Consider the following 20459-nt stretch of genomic DNA (forward strand, 5'->3'; position numbering starts at 1 on the left):
TTACCCCTCCTCTAAAATCTTTCTATGCAATTCTTTAATATTTCTAACCTTTAATATTTTATCACCTTTAATATTTTCATCATAAGGAATTATAAATCTTTCAAATCCAGCTTTTTTCGCATTTTCAATTCTTTTTGCCAAATCCCGTACTTTTCTAACACTACCATCCAAACCTACCTCTCCAATAACCACCATTTTACCCAAATACTTATTAAATAACGAAGATAGTATAGAAGCAGCAATTGCAAGATCACTTGCCGGATCTGTAATTTTAATACCACCTGATACATTTAAATAAATATCATGTGCATCTATTGGCAAATTTAAATGTTTTGAAATTACTGCACTTAATATTATCAACTTTCTTACATCAACTCCATGTGAAATCCTTCTTGAAGTAGCTATTTTATCTCTTGATACAAGACTTTGAATCTGAACCAAAATAGGTTTTGTTCCCTCATACAAACAAGAAATAATATTTCCCGGCATTTCACTCTCTTCGATAAAAACCTTATTTTTCAATTCTTCAAGCCCCGTACTCTTCATTTGAAAAACGGCTATTTCCCCACTAGGTCCAAATCTATTTTTTAAAACTCTTAATATACGAAAATCCGTTGTTTTTTCCCCCTCAAAATAAATAACGGTATCCACTATATGCTCAACTAATTTAGGACCAGCTATATTACCTTCTTTGTTTACATGCGCAATCAATAAAACGGAAATTTTTCTTTCCTTTGAGTACTTTCTGATTTTCTCTACAACGGTCCTTAACTGCAAAATTCCACCTGGAACACCTTCAACTTTATTTGAAAAAATAGTTTGTATAGAATCAAACACGATAAATATAGGAGAAATTTTTTCTATATTCACAAAAATAGATTCTAGTTCATTATCAGTAGTAACATACAAACTTTCATTTTTCACATTTAATCTTTTAGATCTTAGGGCAATTTGTTCTATGCTTTCTTCACCACTAACATACAAAACCTTTCCAACTTTTGAAATTAAATAACTAATTTGAAGTGCAAGCGTACTTTTTCCAACACCAGGCTCCCCACCTAAGAGAATAACTTGTCCTGGTACAATTCCCCCACCAAACAATCCATCCAATTCTTCTTTACTTGTTTTAATCCTTTCAATCTTCAAAATATTTAAATCATCACTAAGCAAAAAAATGCGGGACCCTTTCCCCGCATTTATTTTCTCTTTCACTTCAAATTCCTTTGCACTATCCCAAGCATTACAAACGGGACATCTACCAAACCATTTTGGTGATTCATACCCACAACTGTCGCAAACATATACTTTTTTGGCTTTACTCATTCTTTACCTTTACCTTCTTTTCTCTCTTTTTCTTAAATACAATTTTTCCTCTTTCATATGAACATAAAATAATGTCATTTTCTTTAAATTTTCCCTTTAACAATTCCTCTGATAGAGGATCCTCTATATATCTTTGAATAGTTCTCTTCAAAGGTCTTGCACCATATGCCGGTTCATATCCTTCCTGTACCAAAAAGTCTTTTGCACTTTTTGTTAATTCAAGTTTCAATCCTTTTGATTCTAACCTACTTCTAATATCTTTCAACAAAATATCTATAATTTCTCTAATGTGCTTTTCAGTTAGCTTGTGGAATACTACAATTTCATCTATTCTATTTAAAAATTCCGGTCTAAATGTTTTCTTTACTTCTTCAATAACCTTGGATTTCATTTCACTAAATTCCGCATTTAAATCTTCACTGTCGACAAATCCTAAAGATTTTTTACCTGAAACTATTTGGGCTCCTCCAATATTACTAGTCATTATAATTATTGCGTTTCTAAAATCTACGATGTGCCCCTGAGAATCTGTTAGTCTTCCATCATCCATTATTTGCAGTAACAAATTAAATACATCTGGATGTGCTTTCTCAATCTCGTCAAATAAAATAACCGAAAATGGTCTTCTTCTTACCTTCTCCGTAAGAGTACCTCCTTCTTCGTAACCCACATAACCAGGAGGCGCACCTATTAACCTAGAAACTGAGAACTTTTCCATATACTCACTCATATCAAACCTTATTAACGCCTTTTCATCCCCAAACAAATATTCAGCTAACGTCTTTGCAAGTTCAGTTTTTCCTACCCCAGTAGGTCCAAGAAACAAGAAAACGCCAACTGGTCTTCTTGGATCTTTCAAACCACTGCGAGCACGTCTTATAGATCTAGCAATTGCCTTTACAGCTTCATCTTGACCTACCACTCTATTGTGAAGTGCTTCTTCAAGCTTTAATAACTTTTCGCTTTCTTCTTCTTCAAGTTTCTTTAAAGGAATACCTGTCCAATTTGCCACAACCTCTTCAATATCTTGAACATCTACTACTATGACACTGGTTTCTACTTTTTCCTTCCACTCTTCGTACTTTCTAGTATACTCTGATTTCAATTGCTGTTCTTCCTCTTTTAATTTTGCCGCTTCCTCGTAATTTTGGTTTGCCACTGCTATTTCCTTTTGAAGTTTAATATTCTCAATTTTATTTTTATAAATATACAAATCATTCGGCATAACAAACGCCTTTAACCTTGCACGTGCTCCCGCTTCATCTATAACATCTATAGCCTTATCAGGCAAGAAGTGATCACTAATATATCTTTGTGATAAATACACCGCCGCTTCTAGTGCTTCATCAGTGTATTTTACTTTGTGATGCAACTCATATTTTGGCTTTAACCCTCTTAATATTTCAATTGTCATCTGTGCAGATGGTTCTTGAACGTAAATCTTTTGAAATCTTCTTTCAAGAGCCGCATCTTTTTCAATAAACATTCTGTACTCATCTGGAGTAGTTGCCCCGATACACTTTACCTCACCTCTTGCAAGTGCAGGTTTTAATATATTTGCCGCATCAACGGCCCCTTCTGCAGAGCCTGCACCTACAATCATATGAATCTCATCTATAAACAATATTATATCCTTTTCATTTTTCAAAACTTGCAAAAGTTTTTTCATCCTCTTTTCAAACTCACCACGATATTTTGTACCTGCAACAAGAGATGCCACATCCAAAGAAAAAATAGTTTTTCCCTTTAAAGGTTCTGGAACCTCACCTGCAACTATTCTTTGAGCAAGTCCCTCAACAATTGCCGATTTTCCAACACCTGGTTCTCCAATCAATACGGGATTGTTTTTCTTCCTCCTAACAAGTACTTGCATAACCCTCTCAATTTCCAAATCTCTACCTATTACCGGATCAAGTTCTCCTTTCAACGCCAAAGCTGTAAGATTAACACCAAACCCTTCAAGTTGTCTTGTTCTTTTAACAATTTCATTTTCCAAATCCAAATAATCTGATTCCTCATCCGTCATATTTCCAGATAACTCCCTTCTTAATTGTTGAATATTAATTCCCATTTTTCTTAAAATATGCACCGCTATACCTTCTCCTTCTTTTAAAATACCCAAAAAGAGATGAAAAGGTCTTATCTTATCATCACCCATATCTTTTGCTTCTTCATAAGCTATCTCGGTAACTCTCTTTGCTCTAGGAGTCATCTGAGGAGACATTATAAATCCCCTCATTCCCATACCAACTATTGAAATTATTTCATTTCTAATCTTTGAATAAGAAATTCCATATCCTTCTAATATTTTCCTTAATCTTTTATCATTCAATTTTAAAATTGCAAGCAACAAATGTTCCGTCCCAACATATGAATGTCCTAATTCTTTTGCTTCTTCTTGAGCTGTTACAAAAACCTCGGCGGACTCTTCCGAAAACTTATCAAACATATATTTCACCTTCCTTTCTGTCCGCACCTTATTTAAATTATACCTTAAATAAACGAAAATATCAATTTTTATTAATTTGATAATATATTTTCAATAAATACCTTATCGTACTCAAAATCATAGTCTGAAAAAATGGATTTTCCCAAAACAATTACTTCTCCATTCCCAATTACTTCTTTTGCAGCAAGTACAATTTTTTTCACAACTTTTGCATCACCATTTCCATCACTATCTTCATTATACGCCGTATCTGAAGAAATTAATACTATGGCATTATCACCTACTATTAAAGAACAAGGACTATAAAATCTTACACCATTTACCAAGATTTTATACTTTGCTCCATAGTTATTAACATCATCGAGAACTTGATCATCATTAAATCTTATACTTGAACCCAAATATTCTAAAATTTCGTTTAAAGTTCCAGTATTTCCACCATTTCTAAAATCACTCTTTGAAGTTATAATAACTTTTCCACCGTTTTGAATAAACATTTTTATGTTATAAATCTCATCTTGTGTATAGCTTTTACCATTTTGAATTATTAAAATATCACCACTTTTATTAATCTTTTGGATATATTCTACTTCAAAACCTTTCTCCTTTAAAAAAGATTCAAATTTTGTCAATTTTTCTTTCCCATAATCATTTCCATGCCCAATATCTATTAAAACCCTTTTAGAAACATTCGAAAAAACACCAAAATATTTATCTAAATCCTCTAAGTTCATTACCGTAGCATTTAAAAGTTTTCTGTATATTTCAAAATAATTTTCATCGCTTCCCTTTATTAAAATTATCTTCCCTTTAAATTCCTTTAAAGCTTTTAGTTCTGGACTTAAAAGATCTTTTGAAAAATCGAATCCGTCAATTTTGGGCGTAGAAATAATCAATATATCAACATTTTCAAGATTATTCAAAAATCTCTTTGGGTATAAAACCTTGTATCCATTTCTTCTAAGTATTTCTGCAAATTTTTTCAAATAATCCAAATGATCATTTTCATGCAAAGTATCTATTACAACAGTCTTTTTATAACTTTTTATAAATACTTTAAGTGATTGAACAAAGATCCCATCCACATAAAACTCTACTTTATTGCTTCCAGATGATAATTCTAAATCTAAAATTTTATGTCTATTCTCATAAGCATTTAGTAAAACATCTTCAGAATACAATAATTTATTATTCACCTTGATTCCCAAATGTACATCCTTTTCTTTAGGAATTATATTGTAAATATCAAAAGATAATTTTCCATTAAAATAATTACAATTGTTTACGTAGACATCGCTACTCTTTTGAAAAAATATTGGTGCAGTTACAATTTCATCACCATCAGACTGTTTTACATAAACATAATACCATTCATAACCATCTGGTATCTTAATTTTAACATCCGTTGCATAATCATTTAAATTTGGAAATGCACTAACGATTGTGCCACTTTGTGATACAATCGCAAAATAAGTTAATATATCATCATCTTTATACTTGAAATGTAAAATCGCTTCATCTGGGCTTTCTACAATATCTCCCATAATATAATTTTTATAACTAAACGAAAGCTTCACGTTTTTATCCTCAGTACCAAATGTGTGTCTACTCCAAAGTGCTCCCATTACATCTTCATATGTTAAAGTATTCGAAATAATACCTGTTCTTCCTTCATTTGCACTTCCCCAATTTGCCTTGTGATTATCTTGACCAACAGTTGCACCTAAATGCCATCCCTTATTTAACGCCAAATTATAATTTTTTAACATTTCATTACTAATAACATCTCCTTGTTTCCAATTTCCATTTCCCACTTCAATTAAATTCATATATTTATCCGCTTCTGGATAATATTCAAAATCATTAAAGTTCCCGAAAATCTTGATAGGATGGTTAAACTGCCCTAACTTCTTGTGCTTGATTATCCACTTGTAAAAATCTTCTGCAGAAGGCACATTATTTCTGTCAACCCATTCTAAAGATTCATAAACATTAATATGGCCTATTCCAGAAGTCCATTCAAAACCTTGTAGTGCAATAAACTTTCCTTCTATTGTTGCATTTTCAGCCGCTTTTTTCGTTAAAAAAGGTTTAGTCTTCCCATCTATTAACTGAGTAAAATAATACGCATGATCAGTTACAGCCTGAACATCAACATAACTTTTCGCATAATTATACGCATCTTCAGGCAATAACTTTCCATCTGAATAAGAAGTATGTGCATGTAAATTACCGTAATATATATTTGCAAATGAAAAAAACGTAGCTAAAACCAAAAACAATACTACTATCTTTTTCATAGTCTCACCTCAAAATTTTATTTTTCCTTGCCAAATAATTATAACCTAATTTTGGAATGTAAAAAAAAAAATTATGCTACAATATTGTAAAGGGGGGATAATATGTGGCTTATCTTAAGTGATTCACATGATAATTTAACAAAGGCAAAGGAAATAGAGAAGATTATTTCCAAATATTCAATTGAAGCAGTCTTTCACTGTGGCGATTTTGTTGCACCATTTATACTACCGTACTTTTTAAAAGAACAATTTTACGGTGTTTTTGGGAATAACGATGGGGAAAAATTACTGTTATCTCAAAAGTCAAATTATAGAATAAAACCAGGACCATATGAAATAACACTTAATAATTTTAAAATATTGATAATGCACGAGCCATACGCGTTAAATGCGGCAAAAAATAGCGATTTATATGATTTTGTATTCTTTGGCCATACTCATGAATTACTAGCGGAAAAACACAACAACACACTTATAATCAATCCCGGCGAATCATCTGGTTGGCTCACAGGAAAGGCAACTGCTGTTATTTTAGAACCTTTGACAAAAAAATATGAAATTCTAAACATTTGAGATACTAAAATACAAATGCTTTAAAATTGATAAAATAATTTTTCAAGATTAAATTCACTTATGAAAAGAAATCTTTTAATTTTTTAAATTTTGAAAACAACAAATTAAGTTTTAAAGAAAAAATAATACAGATTAATGAAAAGTGATATAATTTAGAAAGGCCAATATATAGGAGGTGAAAAGGTAATGAGTAGTGATAGTTTCAGTTGCAGTTACTCAGACGAACCTTTGCCACGACCACCGTAAAAAATATATAGAGGAGGTAATAAAAATGGTAAAATTTTACACCACAAAAGAAAACAAAATTGTGGAAGTTGAAAAATTTGTTGAGAACTCTCTAATCAAAGTTATTGATCCTTCCGCTGATGAAATTCATATGCTTTCAAGTTTATTGCAATTTGACCCGGATTTTGTATACGACTCACTTGATGATGACGAAAGGGCACGTATTGAAGTAGATGAAGATACCGTATTAATAATCCTAAAAATTCCTAAAAAGTTCGATAGTAGCTCAAAGATTCCTTATCGAACTGTATCAGTTGGTATAATTATTGGAAAAAATTATACCATTTTTTCCTCAAAAGAACCCGTAGAATTTATAGAACATATGATCAAAAATAGTAAATTTGATATCAACAAAAAGAGCCGCATGATCTTTCAAATTTTTCTCATAAATGCGAAGGTTTTTCTTGCATATTTAAAGGAAATAAATAAAACCATTAGCATTATTGAAGAAGAATTACATAGATCAATGAAAAATAAAGAGCTTGAAGAAATGATGTACCTTGAAAAAAGTTTAGTATATTTTACTACTTCACTAAGATCAAATGAAATAATGATGGAAAAATTACTTAGGGGAAATATTATAAAAATTTATGAAGAGGATAAAGATGTTTTAGAAGATGCCATTATCGAAAACAGGCAAGCAATAGAGGTTTCAAATATATACAGTGACATTTTGGCAGGGATGATGGATTCATATGCCTCTGTTATTTCAAATAATTTAAATATCGTCATGAAAATATTAACAGTTGTTACTATATTAATGCAGATTCCGACAATAATAACTAGTTTCTACGGCATGAACGTGAAATTACCAATCCAGCATAATTCCTTGGCTTATTTATATATAATCATATGGTCCATTGGAACTGTGGCACTCACACTTGTTTGGTTTAAAAAGAAAAAATGGTTATAATCTCCTTTCAGCCAAGCTGAAAGGAGATTAATTGAAAAACTTTGCCATGGTTTCTACAACATAATCAATATCCTCTCTTTTTATCCAATAATGTGTAACAAACCTAAACACTCCGTCCTCTGGCGGATTTATTTTTATGTTGTTTTTTAAAAGATACTCAATAAATTCATTTGTGGAAAAATTCTTATCGATCTTGAAAAATACCATGTTTATTTCAACCTTTTCGACAATTTCTATAAAGGCAAAATTACTCAACCTTTTTGCCAAATATCTTGCATTTTCATGATCTTCTTCCAATCTAAAACGCATTTTTTCTAATGCAACAATGCCCGCCGCAGCTAATATTCCCACTTGCCGCATACCACCGCCCATTATTTTACGCTTTTTTCTCGCCCTTTCAATAAACTCCTTGTTTCCAACCAAAAGTGAACCAACAGGTGCACATAACCCTTTTGAAAGACAGATATTTATAGAATCAGCATATTTTGCAATTTCTTTTGGTTCCACCTTTAGAAAGGTTGACGCATTAAACAATCTTGCTCCATCTAGATGAATAGGAATATTTCCTGCTATTTCTCTTATTTTTTTAAAGTTATCCAAAGGTATTACATTCCCATTTGAATGGGCATTTTCAAGACAAATCAATCCTGTTCTGGGATAGTGTATATCTTCAACTTTCCTTATCTTACTCTCTAAAACTTCAGGAATCATCGCACCTTTTTTTGTCTCAACTGTTCTTAGCTGCACACCTGCAATTACAGCAGCAGCACCTGCTTCATGCTGGACTATATGATAGTTGTCACCGATAATAACCTCATCTCCTCTTTGACAATGGGTAAACAAAGCAAGTTGATTTGCAAAAGTACCACTTGGAACAAACAAGGAAGCTTCTTTTCCCAATATATCTGCACATAACTTTTCAAGCTTGTTTACCGTTGGATCATCCATATATACATCATCTCCAACTTCTGCGTATGCCATTGCCTTTCTCATCTCTTCTGTAGGTTTTGTTACTGTATCACTTCTTAAATCTATGTACATTAGAACACCTCCTTATCAAAAAAGGCCGAGGATTTCCTCGGCCATATAAACATTTAATTTAAAATTATTCTCCTTCCAATGGGGTACCTTTTGATGCCTCATCAAGAACAGAATTCAACGCTTTGAAGAAGTCTACTCCTTGTTTTCCCAATTTTCCCACTGTTTGACTTACAAGTGCTTGAGATTCAAGGATTGATAACAGATTTGTTGGATCGTAGAAATACAAAACGTGTAATTCAACAATATTTCCCTTTCTTACTTCCCAACTTGCATATTTTAAAGCTCCACTCACAATAGCATTCGCCATAACCTTAGTAATTCCTTTATAAGCACTAACGGCTGCCTCAACAAGCTGTTGACTTGCTTTTTCTTCGTTGTTATTTGTCTGTACACTTTGTAATTGTCCTTCAACAACTTTTCTAAAGGTTTCAACTTTTGCATTTAAAAATTCCGCAATTTTACCTAAAGCTTGCGTCCTTGCTGCATTCTCTGCAATTGACATATTTACTCCGCCACCAACATTTACTCCTTCAAAAAGGAAAAGTCTCCCTTCACGTGCAAGTTGCGCAACTTTTGCTTCGTACGAATAACTTACTTGCACATTTTCTGCTTCTTTAGGTAATTTCCATATCCTAATCCCTTGCGCTTCAATATACCTATCCTTTGGTAATAAAAAGAATATAGCTCCAACAACCAACGCAGCAGCTAAAACACCCACACCTATCCACAATAACATGTTGTTTTCCATGGTATCACCTCCTCAGGAAATATTATAACATTAAGTTATTTAATTACAAAATTATATCCATATTTTAATTGCTCATTTTCCATCAAATGTTTTTGTACATACTGCCCACAATTACTACCTATTTTATTTTCCTCCAACTCTCCAATACTTATTATAACATCATACCCATTACTCTTTAGTTTATCCACAAAATATTTGTGATTAACTGGCATAAAAGTCTCAAGATCAATATCTGACTCTAATCCATTCTTTGTAGCAGAATAAGTGGGATTTACAGGCGTGATTTTTATTAAAAACTTATCCTTATCAAAATACTTAATTATCACATCTGGATCAACTATATTCTGCTTTGCAAGTGCAAAATTCAATGTGACTTTTCTATCTTTTTCCTTCACAAACATTTCTCCATATTCTGCAATTTTTCCAAAATCCCACTTTCTAATGGGAATAATTTTATCGCGTTGTTTTAAATCTGTCGAATGAATAGAAAACTGCAACTGAAAACGACCTCTATAGTGTTTTTCTTTTAATCTAAATAATCTTTCAAAAAATTCATCAGTCCCCACTGGTGCAACTGTTGAAATAGATGGCATTAATCCAGGTGCGTTTAAAATACCAGGAAGTTCTTCTAAGACATCCAATACACCTTCATTTAAAGCGGGCTCTCCCATCCTTGCAAATTGAATTTTAAATTTTTTAACGGGCACATTTCTACCATACCTTGTATCTACCAAAAATAATATTTGCTCAATTATTTCTTCCTTTGACAACTTTCCATTGTAAAATCCCCCAGCATCGCACATTAAACAACCCACTGGACAACCGTTCAACGTGGAAACTATCAACACCCACTTTTCATCCCTTGGTATTGGAGGTTGTATAGATTCCACAAATTCCACAATGTTTCCCTTTGAAGTCTTTGCAAGGTATACATATGCAACTTTTTCATTACCAAATCTCTTTAATATTTTCAACACCCATCCCTCCTCAAAATCTTCATTCCTACCATAATACCATCACCTACTGCAATTGATGCTTGTCTGTAATTTGGATGCGCAACATCACCTATCAGATGGACATTCTTTGCTCTTAAAAAAGATAAATCTATCTTTCGCCCTATAGCAAGTAAAAGTGCATCAAAACGATAAATATTTTCTTTTGTCCTTATTTTAACAAAGTCATTAAAATTTAAAACTTCTTCAATTTTTTCACCCAAACGCATCTTAATTTTAAGAGATTTTGCTATATTATAAAGTCTTGGCAATGCCTTAATTTTTTTACTTCTAGAAAATAAAACAACATTTTTTCCTTGAAGTCTTGCCCTAATTGCGCCATCAAATGCCACATCACCTGCTCCATAGATTGCCAAATTTTTAGACCTTGGAAGATCTCTATACTCATACACAACCTTATCATTTTCAAATTCCTTTATTCTATTTGGTACAGTTCCAGTGGCAATTATTATTTCATCGAAAAAATAATTGTCTTTTTTGGTAATTATCTTGTTCTCTTCTACTATAACGACTTCATCTTTAATAACTTCAACATTGTATAAATTCAAAAATGACACCATATTTTTCACAACATCTTTTCCAGATGCTGGCTTAAAAATGGGAATATTTTCCACTCTCCAAGCATTGATTAACATTCCGCCAAGTTGTTTCTTTTCAAAAATTGTACAATCTATTCCATACCTTTTTAAAAAAACTGCAGCAGAAATCCCTGCAGGGCCTCCCCCCACTATTCCAACGCGCATAAAATTTCCTCCGTTGAGGAAATAATTGCAAATCCATGAGCTAGTGATTTCAACGACGAAAAATGATAAAATTCATTTTTATCCCAAAGCGCATCTTCTACCATAACAATATTAAATCCCCTTACAAATCCGCTTCTAGCCGTTGTTTCACAACAAAGATGAGTCATAACTCCAGTTATTATCAAATCAGTTATACTTTCTTTTTTTAAATAATCCTCCAAATCCGTTTTATAGAATGCATCATATGTATCTTTTTTTACTATTTTTTCCACAACAAAATATGGGTCTATACTCTCCACTACATTTCCCCACCATCTTCTCATATTCTCCGAAGCTCCCACGTGCAATGTCGAAACAATGGGATATCCTTTTTCTTTAAATTTATCTACTAACTTCTCTATATTTTCAAAAATGTTTTCAATCCCACTCAAATAAGCTGGGCTTTTTTCATCAAAAAAATAGCTTTGAACATCTATAATTAACAAAGAAGGTCTATTTAAAATGAGGGGATGTTTTTTTCGCTCTCTATAAAAATTCATTCTAATAACTCCTTTACCATATTTTCCAAATCTTTATTATACTCAAAGAAATTATATGGGATATCTCCAGGTTTTTCGTTATAATAAGGCCTTGTGCAATGTTTACATCCAGATGTTAAAAAGGCCCTTCCCAAATTTTCTTCGTATCTATAATTTATCTTTTCCAACATATTTCCTTTAAACACAAAAGTATCCATTGAAACTTCCTTTTCAAAAATTAAATACCTTGCCAACTGAATCTTTCTATACCTATTTCTATCTGGAGGTATTTTATCTTCTAATTTAGTCCCTTTTATCGGAGTAAACGCAAATAATGCAACATTTACACCAAAATTTTTCATGTTATAAAAGAAATCAATCAATTCTTTATCACTTTCTCCCATTCCAACAATAACATGAGTGGTTATTCTACCAGGATATTTTTCTGCAGCACTCTTTATCAAATTCATTAACTTCTTAAAATCTCCTCCTCTAATCTTACTAAATAATCTTTCATTAACCACGTCAACTGATAAACCAATTGAATCAATTCCAAGCGAAAAATAACTATCTATTTCTTCTAAAGTTAGTGCCCTTACTGAAACAGAAATTACCTTTCCCTTTAAAATTTTTAAAACTTCTTCTAAATCCCTTCTATATCCTCTATAACTTACAACCTGCAAACATATTCGCTTTACATTTATATTTTTTAAATCATTACTTGAAACCTTTTTCCAAACAACTCTAGATAAAAACTTATTATCCACATCCACACTTCTTGCATGGGAACAAAATCCACAATCAAAAACACACCTACCATCAAGCATAAAATAGGCTGTATCCATCTCAATTTTTTTCTTTACATGACCCAAAAGACCTAGTGTCCCATAAGATGCTCTCAATACCATATTATTCACCTCAACTAACATCTAAAAATTTTATTCTTTCCTTATACAATGTCTTTACATGCTCTATCAATTTTCTGTATGCATCCATATTTTCCACTATATACTTTGCATCTTCCCTTGCCTTTACAATAATATCTATATCATTTACTATATCTGCTACTTTAAATTCAGGAAGCCCATGTTGTTTTACTCCTAAAAACTCTCCCGGCCCCCTTAATTTTAAATCATATTCAGAAATTTTAAAACCATTGTTTGTCGATGCGAAAAAGTTCAACCTTTCCAAAGTTTCTCTTGAAACATTTCCCACAGTAAGAAAACAATAAGATTGTTTATCTCCCCTTCCCACTCTTCCTCGAAGTTGGTGAAGTTGCGCAAGTCCAAACCTTTCTGCGTTTTCAATTACAATCACAGTAGCTTGAGGTACATCTATTCCTACTTCAATAACACTTGTCGAAACAAGGATTTTTATCTCACCTTTTGAAAATCTATACATCGTCTCATCTTTTTCAAAATCACTCATTTTACCATGAATCAATGCAATAGGAATATTCTTAAAGATTTCATCCTTTAATTTTTCATACATAGTAACCGCTGCTTTTACGGAAAGCTTTTCCGATTCATCGATTAAAGGATATACTATATACGCCTGTCCACCATTTTCAATTTCTTGCACAACAAATTTATACACATCTTCTATTTTTGTTTGATGAACCACAAATGTCTTTATAGGTTTTCTTCCTTTTGGCATTTCATCAATTATAGATACATCTAAATCTCCATAAACAGAAAGGGAAAGGGTTCTTGGAATAGGCGTTGCAGTCATAACTAACGTATCCACCAATTTTCCTTTGGTAATAAGTTCTTTTCTTTGTCTTACACCAAATCTATGTTGCTCATCAATTACCACTAATCCTAGATTTTTAAAATGTACATCCTCTTGTATAAGTGCATGTGTTCCAACTATTACATCTATATCTCCATCTTTTAACATTTGTTTTATTCTATTTTTTTCAGAACTAGAAGTTGCTCCTAAAAGCAATGCTACTTTTATTTTAAATCTTGATAGATGGTCATATATCTTTTTGTAATTTTGTATAGCTAAAATCGATGTTGGCACCATTACCGCAGATTGAAACCCTGCTTCATGGTTATCCAAAATTGCAAGCTCTGAAACTATAGTTTTTCCAGAACCTACATCTCCCTGCAACAATCTATTCATAGGTTTATTAGATTTCAAATCCTCTTGTATCTCTTTATACGCTTTTAATTGCGCACTTGTTAATTTAAACGGGAGCTTTTTTAATAATTTTGAAGAATAAATTCCGTCAAAATTCTTTGAAATTCCTCCAACAAATTCACTTTCCTTTTTTGTTAATAAAAAAGCAATCTGTAAATACAACAACTCTTCGTATGCCAGTCTAAATCGTGCCATTTTTTGATGGTATACACTCCTTGGAATGTGCATACCTGTATATGCTTGATGTATATCCAATAACTCCCTTTTTTCCCTTATATCTTCAGGTATAACTTCTTTATAATTATAAATGTTATAAAGGTTTTCTTTAACAACCTTTCGAATGACATGTTGCTTTATCCCTTCGGTAAGCGAATAAATAGGAATAATTTCCCTTTTTGAACTTTTTACCATCTCAATTTCTGGATTGTGTATTTCAAGAGCACCGTAAAAGCCCTTTTTTACAGTTCCAAAGACAAACACTTTTTTGCGCAAAAAAGTCTTTAAGATATTTTCCATAAAATCTTGATTAAACCATTTTAAAAGAATTTGATACATTCCATCTGCCAAAACAGCACTAACTATTGAAACACCACTTTTTTTTATTTTTTCAACTGAAGTTAAAACCCCGGTAGTAACTACTTTTTCATCTTCTTTAATTATGGAAAGTGGAATTATTTTTCTTCTATCTTCATAATCACGTGGAAAGTAATTTAGCAAATCTTCCACCGTATTTATTCCCAATTTTTTTAATTTTTCAGCCCTCTTTGGACCTACACCTTTTAAATATTTCACAGACATTTTAAGTGATTTTAAATTTTCAAACTTTTCCACCTTATATACCAAATACATTTTCCTAAATCTTTTTACCATACCCGGAATATAACTCATGCGTTTTTCTATTCGCTCTTTTGGCAATTTTTTCATAGCAATTATATAATCATAAAAATCCTGAAGTTTATTTGAAACTTCAGGAATACTCACAAGAGGATCATCTATTTTTTTCATGTTTTCTTCAAAAAACTCAATTAATTCTTCAAAATCTTTTATATTTTCCACATAATCCAAAAATTCTTCGATTAAAAATGGAATATACAATTTTACCCTCCTGTTGATACTATCTTTCCACTATCCATCCTAATTATCCTATGAGCTTTTTTGGCAACGTTTGGATCGTGAGTTACTATAACAAAAGTTGTACCTAACTGTCTATTCATATCCAATATGATTTCCATAATTTCTTCACTGTTCTTTGTATCTAACGCCCCTGTAGGCTCATCTGCCCACACTATTTTGGGATTATTTATCAGTGCACGTGCAATTGCAATCCTCTGTTGCTCGCCACCAGACATCTCATTAGGATATGCATATGCCCTGTGGCTAATATGCAATCTTTCAAGCCACTCAAGCGCTTTTTTTCTTATCTCCCGTATACCAAATTTTTTTGAGATCAAAAGTGGAAGCTCAACGTTTTCAACCGCATTTAATACTGGAATTAAATTAAAAAATTGGAATATAAATCCCATATATTTGGAACGAAAAATAGTTTTCTCATCTTCTTTCATTTTCACAAGATCTTTTCCAAGAACTTTTATACTTCCTGAGGTAGGTTCATCAAGCCCTGAAAGACAATTTAAAAGTGTAGTTTTTCCACATCCAGAAGGCCCTAAAACCGCAACTATTTCTCCTTCTTCTATCTCCAAATCTACACCCTTTAAGGCTTCTATTTTTTCATTTTTTCCATATAATTTTGTTAATTTTTTTGCTTTAACAATCATTTTCTTCACTCCATGTTATAATTTCTCATGTAATATTATAACATGGGAGGGATAACGTGAAAGCAACAATAATATTAAATGGAAACGCAAAAGAAACATTGTACATTAACTCGGACATAATAATTGCAGCAGATGGAGGAGCAAAAGTTTTAAAGGAAAGGGGTATTCTTCCAAATGTCATTATAGGAGACTTAGATTCTTTGGATAATGATACTTTGGAATATTTCAAAAAAAATAACGTTGAAATCATTGAATACCCGAAAGAAAAAGATGAAACGGACTGTGAAATAGCAATTAAATACGCATTTGAAAATGGATACGACGAAATCGAAATATTAAATTTTTTTGGAGAAAGACTTGATATGATACTTGCTTTATTTGGATTGATGAAAAAATTTGACACAAAAATTTTGTTAAGATCTGAAAAATTAGAATGTTCCATTATCAAAAATACATTTGAAAAAAATGTGAAAATAGGAGAAATCTGGTCTTTTATTCCAATTTGTAATGCAAAATTCAAACTAGATGGTTTCAAATACACATTTAACGGGGAAATGAACATAAAAAATCCCATTGGAATTAGTAATGAAACTAATTCTAAAAATATAAAAGTACAAGTTTTTGAAGGAGAGGTGATTTATTTTAGATGGTTGAAAAAACCGTTGTGATTTTAGGTGCTACAGGTTCAATTGGCACTCAAACATTAGACGTAATAAAAAAACTAAAAGGATATAAGGTAACTGGAGTTGTATTTGGGCAAAATAAAAAACTTGGGGAAAAAATTGTAAAAGAATACAATGTAAATTTTTATTACTCACAAGTATTATCAAATGTCTCTTCCATAGAGGAACTTTTGGAAAAAACAACCCCAGATATAGTTGTTGCGGCAATTCCTGGGTTTAATGGTGTTATATCCACATTCCAAGCAATTAAATTCACAAAAAGACTTGCCCTTGCCACAAAAGAGGCCTTAGTTTGTGCAGGACCATTGTTAAAAAAAGCTTGTAAAGATGTAGAATTAATACCAGTTGATAGCGAGCATTCTGCCATCTTTCAGATTTTTGATGAAAACGTAGAAAAAATATTAATAACCGCATCAGGTGGCGCAATAAGAGAATATGATAACATAGAAAACCTCACTCCAAAAGAAATATTAAAACACCCTGTATGGAATATGGGACAAAAAATAACAGTCGACTCATCAACTATGATAAATAAAGCCTTTGAAGTAATTGAAGCATATGAATTATTTGAATTAGACACAATAGATGTATTAATACACCCCACGGGCACAGTTCATGGTGCAGTTTTCTTGAAAGACGGTACAGTAAAAATACACTTTGGATTCCCTGATATGAAAATACCAATTTCATATGCACTGACTTATCCAAAGAGAATGTATATAAACCTAAATTGGCCAGAGTTTAAAGAGGAAAATTTTATTTTTACAGAGGTAAGTGAAGAAAAATACCCCGCTTTTTTTTATGGTAAAAAAATTATTAAAGATCTTGCAAAAAGAGTAGCTTTTAACGCAGCAGATGAAGTTGCAGTAAATATGTTTTTGGAAAGTAAAATAAAGTTTCACAATATCTCAAAGATAGTTATAGACACATGTGAAAAAATAAATGGCAAAATAAGGGATTTAGAAGATGTTTTTGAAGTAGATAAACTTGCAAGGCAAATTGCAAATAATTTTTGATGTGTTATAATTTACGTGAGATACATTTCTTCTAAAAAAAGGGAAGCCGGTGAAAATCCGGCACGGGGACGCCACCGTAACCGGGGACGAAATCAGTACAAATGCCACTGGGGAAAACCTGGGAAGGCGCTGAAAGTAGGATGAACCGGGAGTCGGGATACCTTTTTTTAGAAGGAAAAAGCCACCTTTACGGTCCCTAAAGGTGGTCGATTTCTTTTAAATATAACCAGGAGGTGAAGATATGAAAAAACTAGGGGTTTTGTTTTTAGTTGTTCTTAGCTTTATTGCATTTTCAATTTCTATTGTAGATGATGCAGGAAGACTGGTTGTCTTTGAAAAAACGCCTGAAAAAGTCGTTTCTGCAGCACCAAGTTCAACTAAATTTTTATTAAAACTTGGATTAGACAAAAAAATAGTCGGAGTTACAGATTGGGATAGCTTTAACGCAGAAAAGATTGGAAATATGGTACCTTTAAACATTGAAAAAATTTTGTCTTTAAACCCAGATGTTGTGATTATCTTTGGCGGGTTTCAACTTCCAGAAGTTGAAAAATTAGAAAAATTTGGAATAAAAACATTGGTACTTAATCCCGTTTCCTTAAATGATGTAGCAAGAGACGTAATGTTACTTGGAAGTGTGTTTGGCAAGGAAAAAGAAGCAAAAATGATAAAAGATGAAATTTTATCAAAATTGAAAGATTATGGTACAAAAACTGCAAAAATTCCACTTAATGAAAGACCAAAGGTATTCTTTACAATTACAGTACCCAACGATGAAACAAAAGATTTATGGACTGCAGGAACGGGCTCCTACATAAACGAACTCATTACTATTGCTGGTGGAGTAAATATCTGTGCACCATACACAGGAAATAACGGTTGGTTCTCTGTAAATTGGGAATTCTTAACTATAAACAACCCAGATGTAATAATAATAGCAGGATATGGTGATCCAAATCAAATAAAAGAAAAGATAAAGGGAAATAAACTCTTTTCATCTTTAAAAGCCGTTAAAAATGACAAAGTATTAATTATTGATGGAAATGATATTAGCTCAATCTCACCCAATATAGTAAAATACCTTGATATATTCTATAATTTCTTTTACGGAGGAAATAAATGAAAAAATTTCTTAATCCTAAAACTGGGAGGATTATCCTTCCAGTTTTCTTTCTTTTAATTTTATTCTTAAATCTTTCAATAGGTAGTGTCAAATTACCAGTTTCTTATATATTCAATGCTCCAAATGAAAGAATTAAATTCTTAATATGGAATGTAAGATTCCCCAGAATTTTAATGGGAATAATTTCTGGTTCAATATTAGCTTTAGTAGGAAATATTTTTCAAACAATAATGAAAAATCCATTAGTTGATCCATACCTTATTGGTACATCTTCTGGCGCAGGATTTGGCGCAGTACTTGCAATATACGCTGCAGTTTCACTCAACAAAATATTCAGTGTAAACTTTTTCTCTTTTTTATTTTCCATAATAGCCTCACTTCTTGCCATCCTCCTTGCAAAAAGAAAAAATATAATCCCTATAACGCATCTTATTTTATCCGGTGTTTTAATAAGTACAATATTTTCTTCCGCTACTATATTGTTAATTAGTCTATCGAGAAAAACTCTTACAAGTGCCCATATTTGGTTGTTTGGAAGTCTTTCAGGGATAACATTGGATGATCTTATCCTTCCATTTTCTGCACTAATTATTCTTTTTTTATCTGGATATATAAAAAATAAAGAATTAGATGCTATAGCATTAGGTGAGGAAGAAGCAAAACTTCTTGGTGTTGAAACTGAAAAAATCAAGTGGTTTTTTTATCTACTAGGTTCTTTTTCAATTTCTGTCATAGTATCAAAAACTGGAATTATAGGTTTTGTAGGATTGATAATCCCTCATGCTGCAAGGATTTTAACAGGTCCCAAACATAAATACAGCTTAATGGGTAGTGCATTACTTGGTGGAATATTCCTCTCTATTTCAGATACAATCGCTAGAACAATTGCCTCACCTATTGAGATTCCAATAGGTGTTATCACTTCTTTTATTGGTGCACCACTTATGTTTATCCTTTTAAAAACTAAAAAATAATGTATAATTCTATTGAGGTGATTACATGAAATTAATGTCAAAAAATGCCTTAGAAAAACTAAAAAAGGTAAAGTTATTTGTTTTAGATATCGACGGTACATTTTCACTTAGTGGAAATTTATTACCAGGCTCAATATCTTTTGCAGAAAAAACAAAAAAACTAAATAAAAATTTTGTCTTTTTAACAAATAACTCAAACAAATCTACAGAGTCTTATCTAAAAGAATTTTCAAAAAATGGACTATCTATAACAGAAAATCAAATTTTCACAGCAGGTATTGAAACGGCAGAATATCTTTTTGATAAATTTGGTCCTAAAAAGGTTTTCATTGTCGGAAATAATGAAATAAAAAATATTTTTAAAAAAGTAGGACATACAATCGTGGAAACTTCAGAACCTGAAGTCGTAATTGTAACTTTTGATAACACACTTAATTATGAAAAACTTGCTAAAGCTTCTTCCTACGTCTCTAAAGGTAAACTCTTTGTATTAACAAACCCAGACTTAAACTGTCCATCAAGCATTGGCCCAATACCAGATACAGGGGCAATAGCAAGTGTAATAACCAAAGCAACAGGAAAAAAACCGGATATTGTTTTTGGAAAACCAGATCCTTTAATTTTAGAAATGATAATGAAAAAAAATAACGTAGTAAAGGAAGAAACTTGTGTTATCGGTGATAGATTATACACCGATATATTATTGGGAAAAAGAGCAGGTGTTCTAACTATTTTGGTTCTAACTGGAGAGGCTAAAGAAAGTGATATTACAAATATAAAACCTGATATAATTGCAAAGGATATCGGTGAAATTTCACAAAACATCAGGTGATAAAA

At 31.9% G+C, this 20459-nt stretch carries 18 protein-coding genes and 1 riboswitch; of the genes, 7 read left to right on the forward strand and 11 right to left on the reverse strand.

The annotated features are described in order from the left end of the window. The 3 genes from radA to Y592_RS01255 form a co-directional block, all read right to left on the reverse strand. Complete coding sequence (gene radA, locus Y592_RS01245) at positions 1-1323, reverse strand: DNA repair protein RadA (protein WP_075665266.1); 1323 nt, start codon at positions 1321-1323, stop codon at positions 1-3. Beyond that, positions 1316-3772 carry an ATP-dependent Clp protease ATP-binding subunit gene (locus Y592_RS01250; protein WP_075665267.1) on the reverse strand — a complete coding sequence of 819 codons (2457 nt, stop codon included), beginning with the start codon at positions 3770-3772 and terminating at the stop codon, positions 1316-1318. The genes radA and Y592_RS01250 overlap by 8 nt, the downstream gene beginning before the upstream one ends. Positions 3773-3843: 71 nt before the next feature. Further along, complete coding sequence (locus Y592_RS01255; protein ID WP_075665268.1) at positions 3844-6072, reverse strand: CehA/McbA family metallohydrolase; 2229 nt, start codon at positions 6070-6072, stop codon at positions 3844-3846. 102 nt (positions 6073-6174) lie between these two features. Here Y592_RS01255 and Y592_RS01260 point away from each other — a divergent pair, with 102 nt between their 5' ends. Together Y592_RS01260 and Y592_RS01265 are read left to right on the forward strand one after the other, a co-directional pair. Further along, a complete protein-coding gene (locus Y592_RS01260; protein WP_075665269.1) occupies positions 6175-6645 on the forward strand; it encodes a metallophosphoesterase in 471 nt (156 codons plus the stop codon). A gap of 271 nt (positions 6646-6916) precedes the next feature. Next, positions 6917-7843: a magnesium transporter CorA family protein gene (locus tag Y592_RS01265; protein WP_075665270.1), complete on the forward strand. Its 927-nt coding sequence runs from the start codon at positions 6917-6919 to the stop codon at positions 7841-7843. 27 nt (positions 7844-7870) lie between these two features. Here the strand turns inward: Y592_RS01265 and ltaE are convergent, their stop codons facing one another. From ltaE to Y592_RS01305, 8 genes are all read right to left on the reverse strand, one after another. Continuing rightward, positions 7871-8884: a low-specificity L-threonine aldolase gene (gene ltaE, locus Y592_RS01270; protein WP_075665271.1), complete on the reverse strand. Its 1014-nt coding sequence runs from the start codon at positions 8882-8884 to the stop codon at positions 7871-7873. A gap of 64 nt (positions 8885-8948) precedes the next feature. Continuing rightward, positions 8949-9632 (reverse strand): hypothetical protein, encoded by a 684-nt coding sequence (locus tag Y592_RS01275; protein ID WP_075665272.1) that lies wholly within the window; start codon positions 9630-9632, stop codon positions 8949-8951. A gap of 35 nt (positions 9633-9667) precedes the next feature. Continuing rightward, entirely contained in the window at positions 9668-10606 is a 939-nt protein-coding gene (locus Y592_RS01280) for a radical SAM protein (RefSeq protein WP_075665273.1), read from the reverse strand. Then, the gene (locus tag Y592_RS01285) at positions 10603-11388 is read right to left on the reverse strand and encodes an NAD(P)/FAD-dependent oxidoreductase (protein WP_088368832.1); all 786 of its coding nucleotides are present in this window, start codon (positions 11386-11388) and stop codon (positions 10603-10605) included. Before Y592_RS01285 ends, Y592_RS01280 begins: the two co-directional genes overlap by 4 nt. Next, positions 11373-11927, reverse strand: a complete 555-nt coding sequence (locus Y592_RS01290) for a cysteine hydrolase (RefSeq protein WP_075665275.1) — start codon at positions 11925-11927, stop codon at positions 11373-11375. Before Y592_RS01290 ends, Y592_RS01285 begins: the two co-directional genes overlap by 16 nt. Next, positions 11924-12814, reverse strand: coding sequence for a radical SAM protein (locus Y592_RS01295; protein WP_075665276.1), 891 nt, complete (start codon positions 12812-12814; stop codon positions 11924-11926). The genes Y592_RS01290 and Y592_RS01295 overlap by 4 nt, the downstream gene beginning before the upstream one ends. Before the next feature lie 10 nt (positions 12815-12824). Beyond that, entirely contained in the window at positions 12825-15146 is a 2322-nt protein-coding gene (gene recG, locus Y592_RS01300; protein ID WP_088368833.1) for an ATP-dependent DNA helicase RecG, read from the reverse strand. Positions 15147-15148: 2 nt separating this feature from the next. Further along, positions 15149-15826 carry an ABC transporter ATP-binding protein gene (locus Y592_RS01305; RefSeq protein WP_075665277.1) on the reverse strand — a complete coding sequence of 226 codons (678 nt, stop codon included), beginning with the start codon at positions 15824-15826 and terminating at the stop codon, positions 15149-15151. Between the two features lie 56 nt (positions 15827-15882). On the opposite strand from Y592_RS01305, the gene Y592_RS01310 reads away from it, so the two are divergent. The 5 genes from Y592_RS01310 (at position 15883) to Y592_RS01330 (ending at position 20454) form a co-directional block, all read left to right on the forward strand. Then, entirely contained in the window at positions 15883-16494 is a 612-nt protein-coding gene (locus Y592_RS01310; protein ID WP_075665278.1) for a thiamine diphosphokinase, read from the forward strand. After that, entirely contained in the window at positions 16473-17525 is a 1053-nt protein-coding gene (locus Y592_RS01315; RefSeq protein WP_075665279.1) for a 1-deoxy-D-xylulose-5-phosphate reductoisomerase, read from the forward strand. Before Y592_RS01310 ends, Y592_RS01315 begins: the two co-directional genes overlap by 22 nt. Further along, positions 17517-17708: riboswitch (cobalamin riboswitch) on the forward strand. It overlaps the preceding gene by 9 nt. A 58-nt stretch (positions 17709-17766) precedes the next feature. Continuing rightward, complete coding sequence (locus tag Y592_RS01320) at positions 17767-18648, forward strand: ABC transporter substrate-binding protein (protein ID WP_075665280.1); 882 nt, start codon at positions 17767-17769, stop codon at positions 18646-18648. Beyond that, positions 18645-19622: a FecCD family ABC transporter permease gene (locus tag Y592_RS01325; RefSeq protein WP_075665281.1), complete on the forward strand. Its 978-nt coding sequence runs from the start codon at positions 18645-18647 to the stop codon at positions 19620-19622. Before Y592_RS01320 ends, Y592_RS01325 begins: the two co-directional genes overlap by 4 nt. A 25-nt stretch (positions 19623-19647) precedes the next feature. After that, positions 19648-20454: an HAD-IIA family hydrolase gene (locus Y592_RS01330; RefSeq protein ID WP_075665282.1), complete on the forward strand. Its 807-nt coding sequence runs from the start codon at positions 19648-19650 to the stop codon at positions 20452-20454. Positions 20455-20459: the final 5 nt, after the last annotated feature.

It is taken from the genome of Thermosipho sp. 1070, assembly GCF_001682135.1.
GTDB classification, from domain to species: domain Bacteria; phylum Thermotogota; class Thermotogae; order Thermotogales; family Fervidobacteriaceae; genus Thermosipho; species Thermosipho affectus.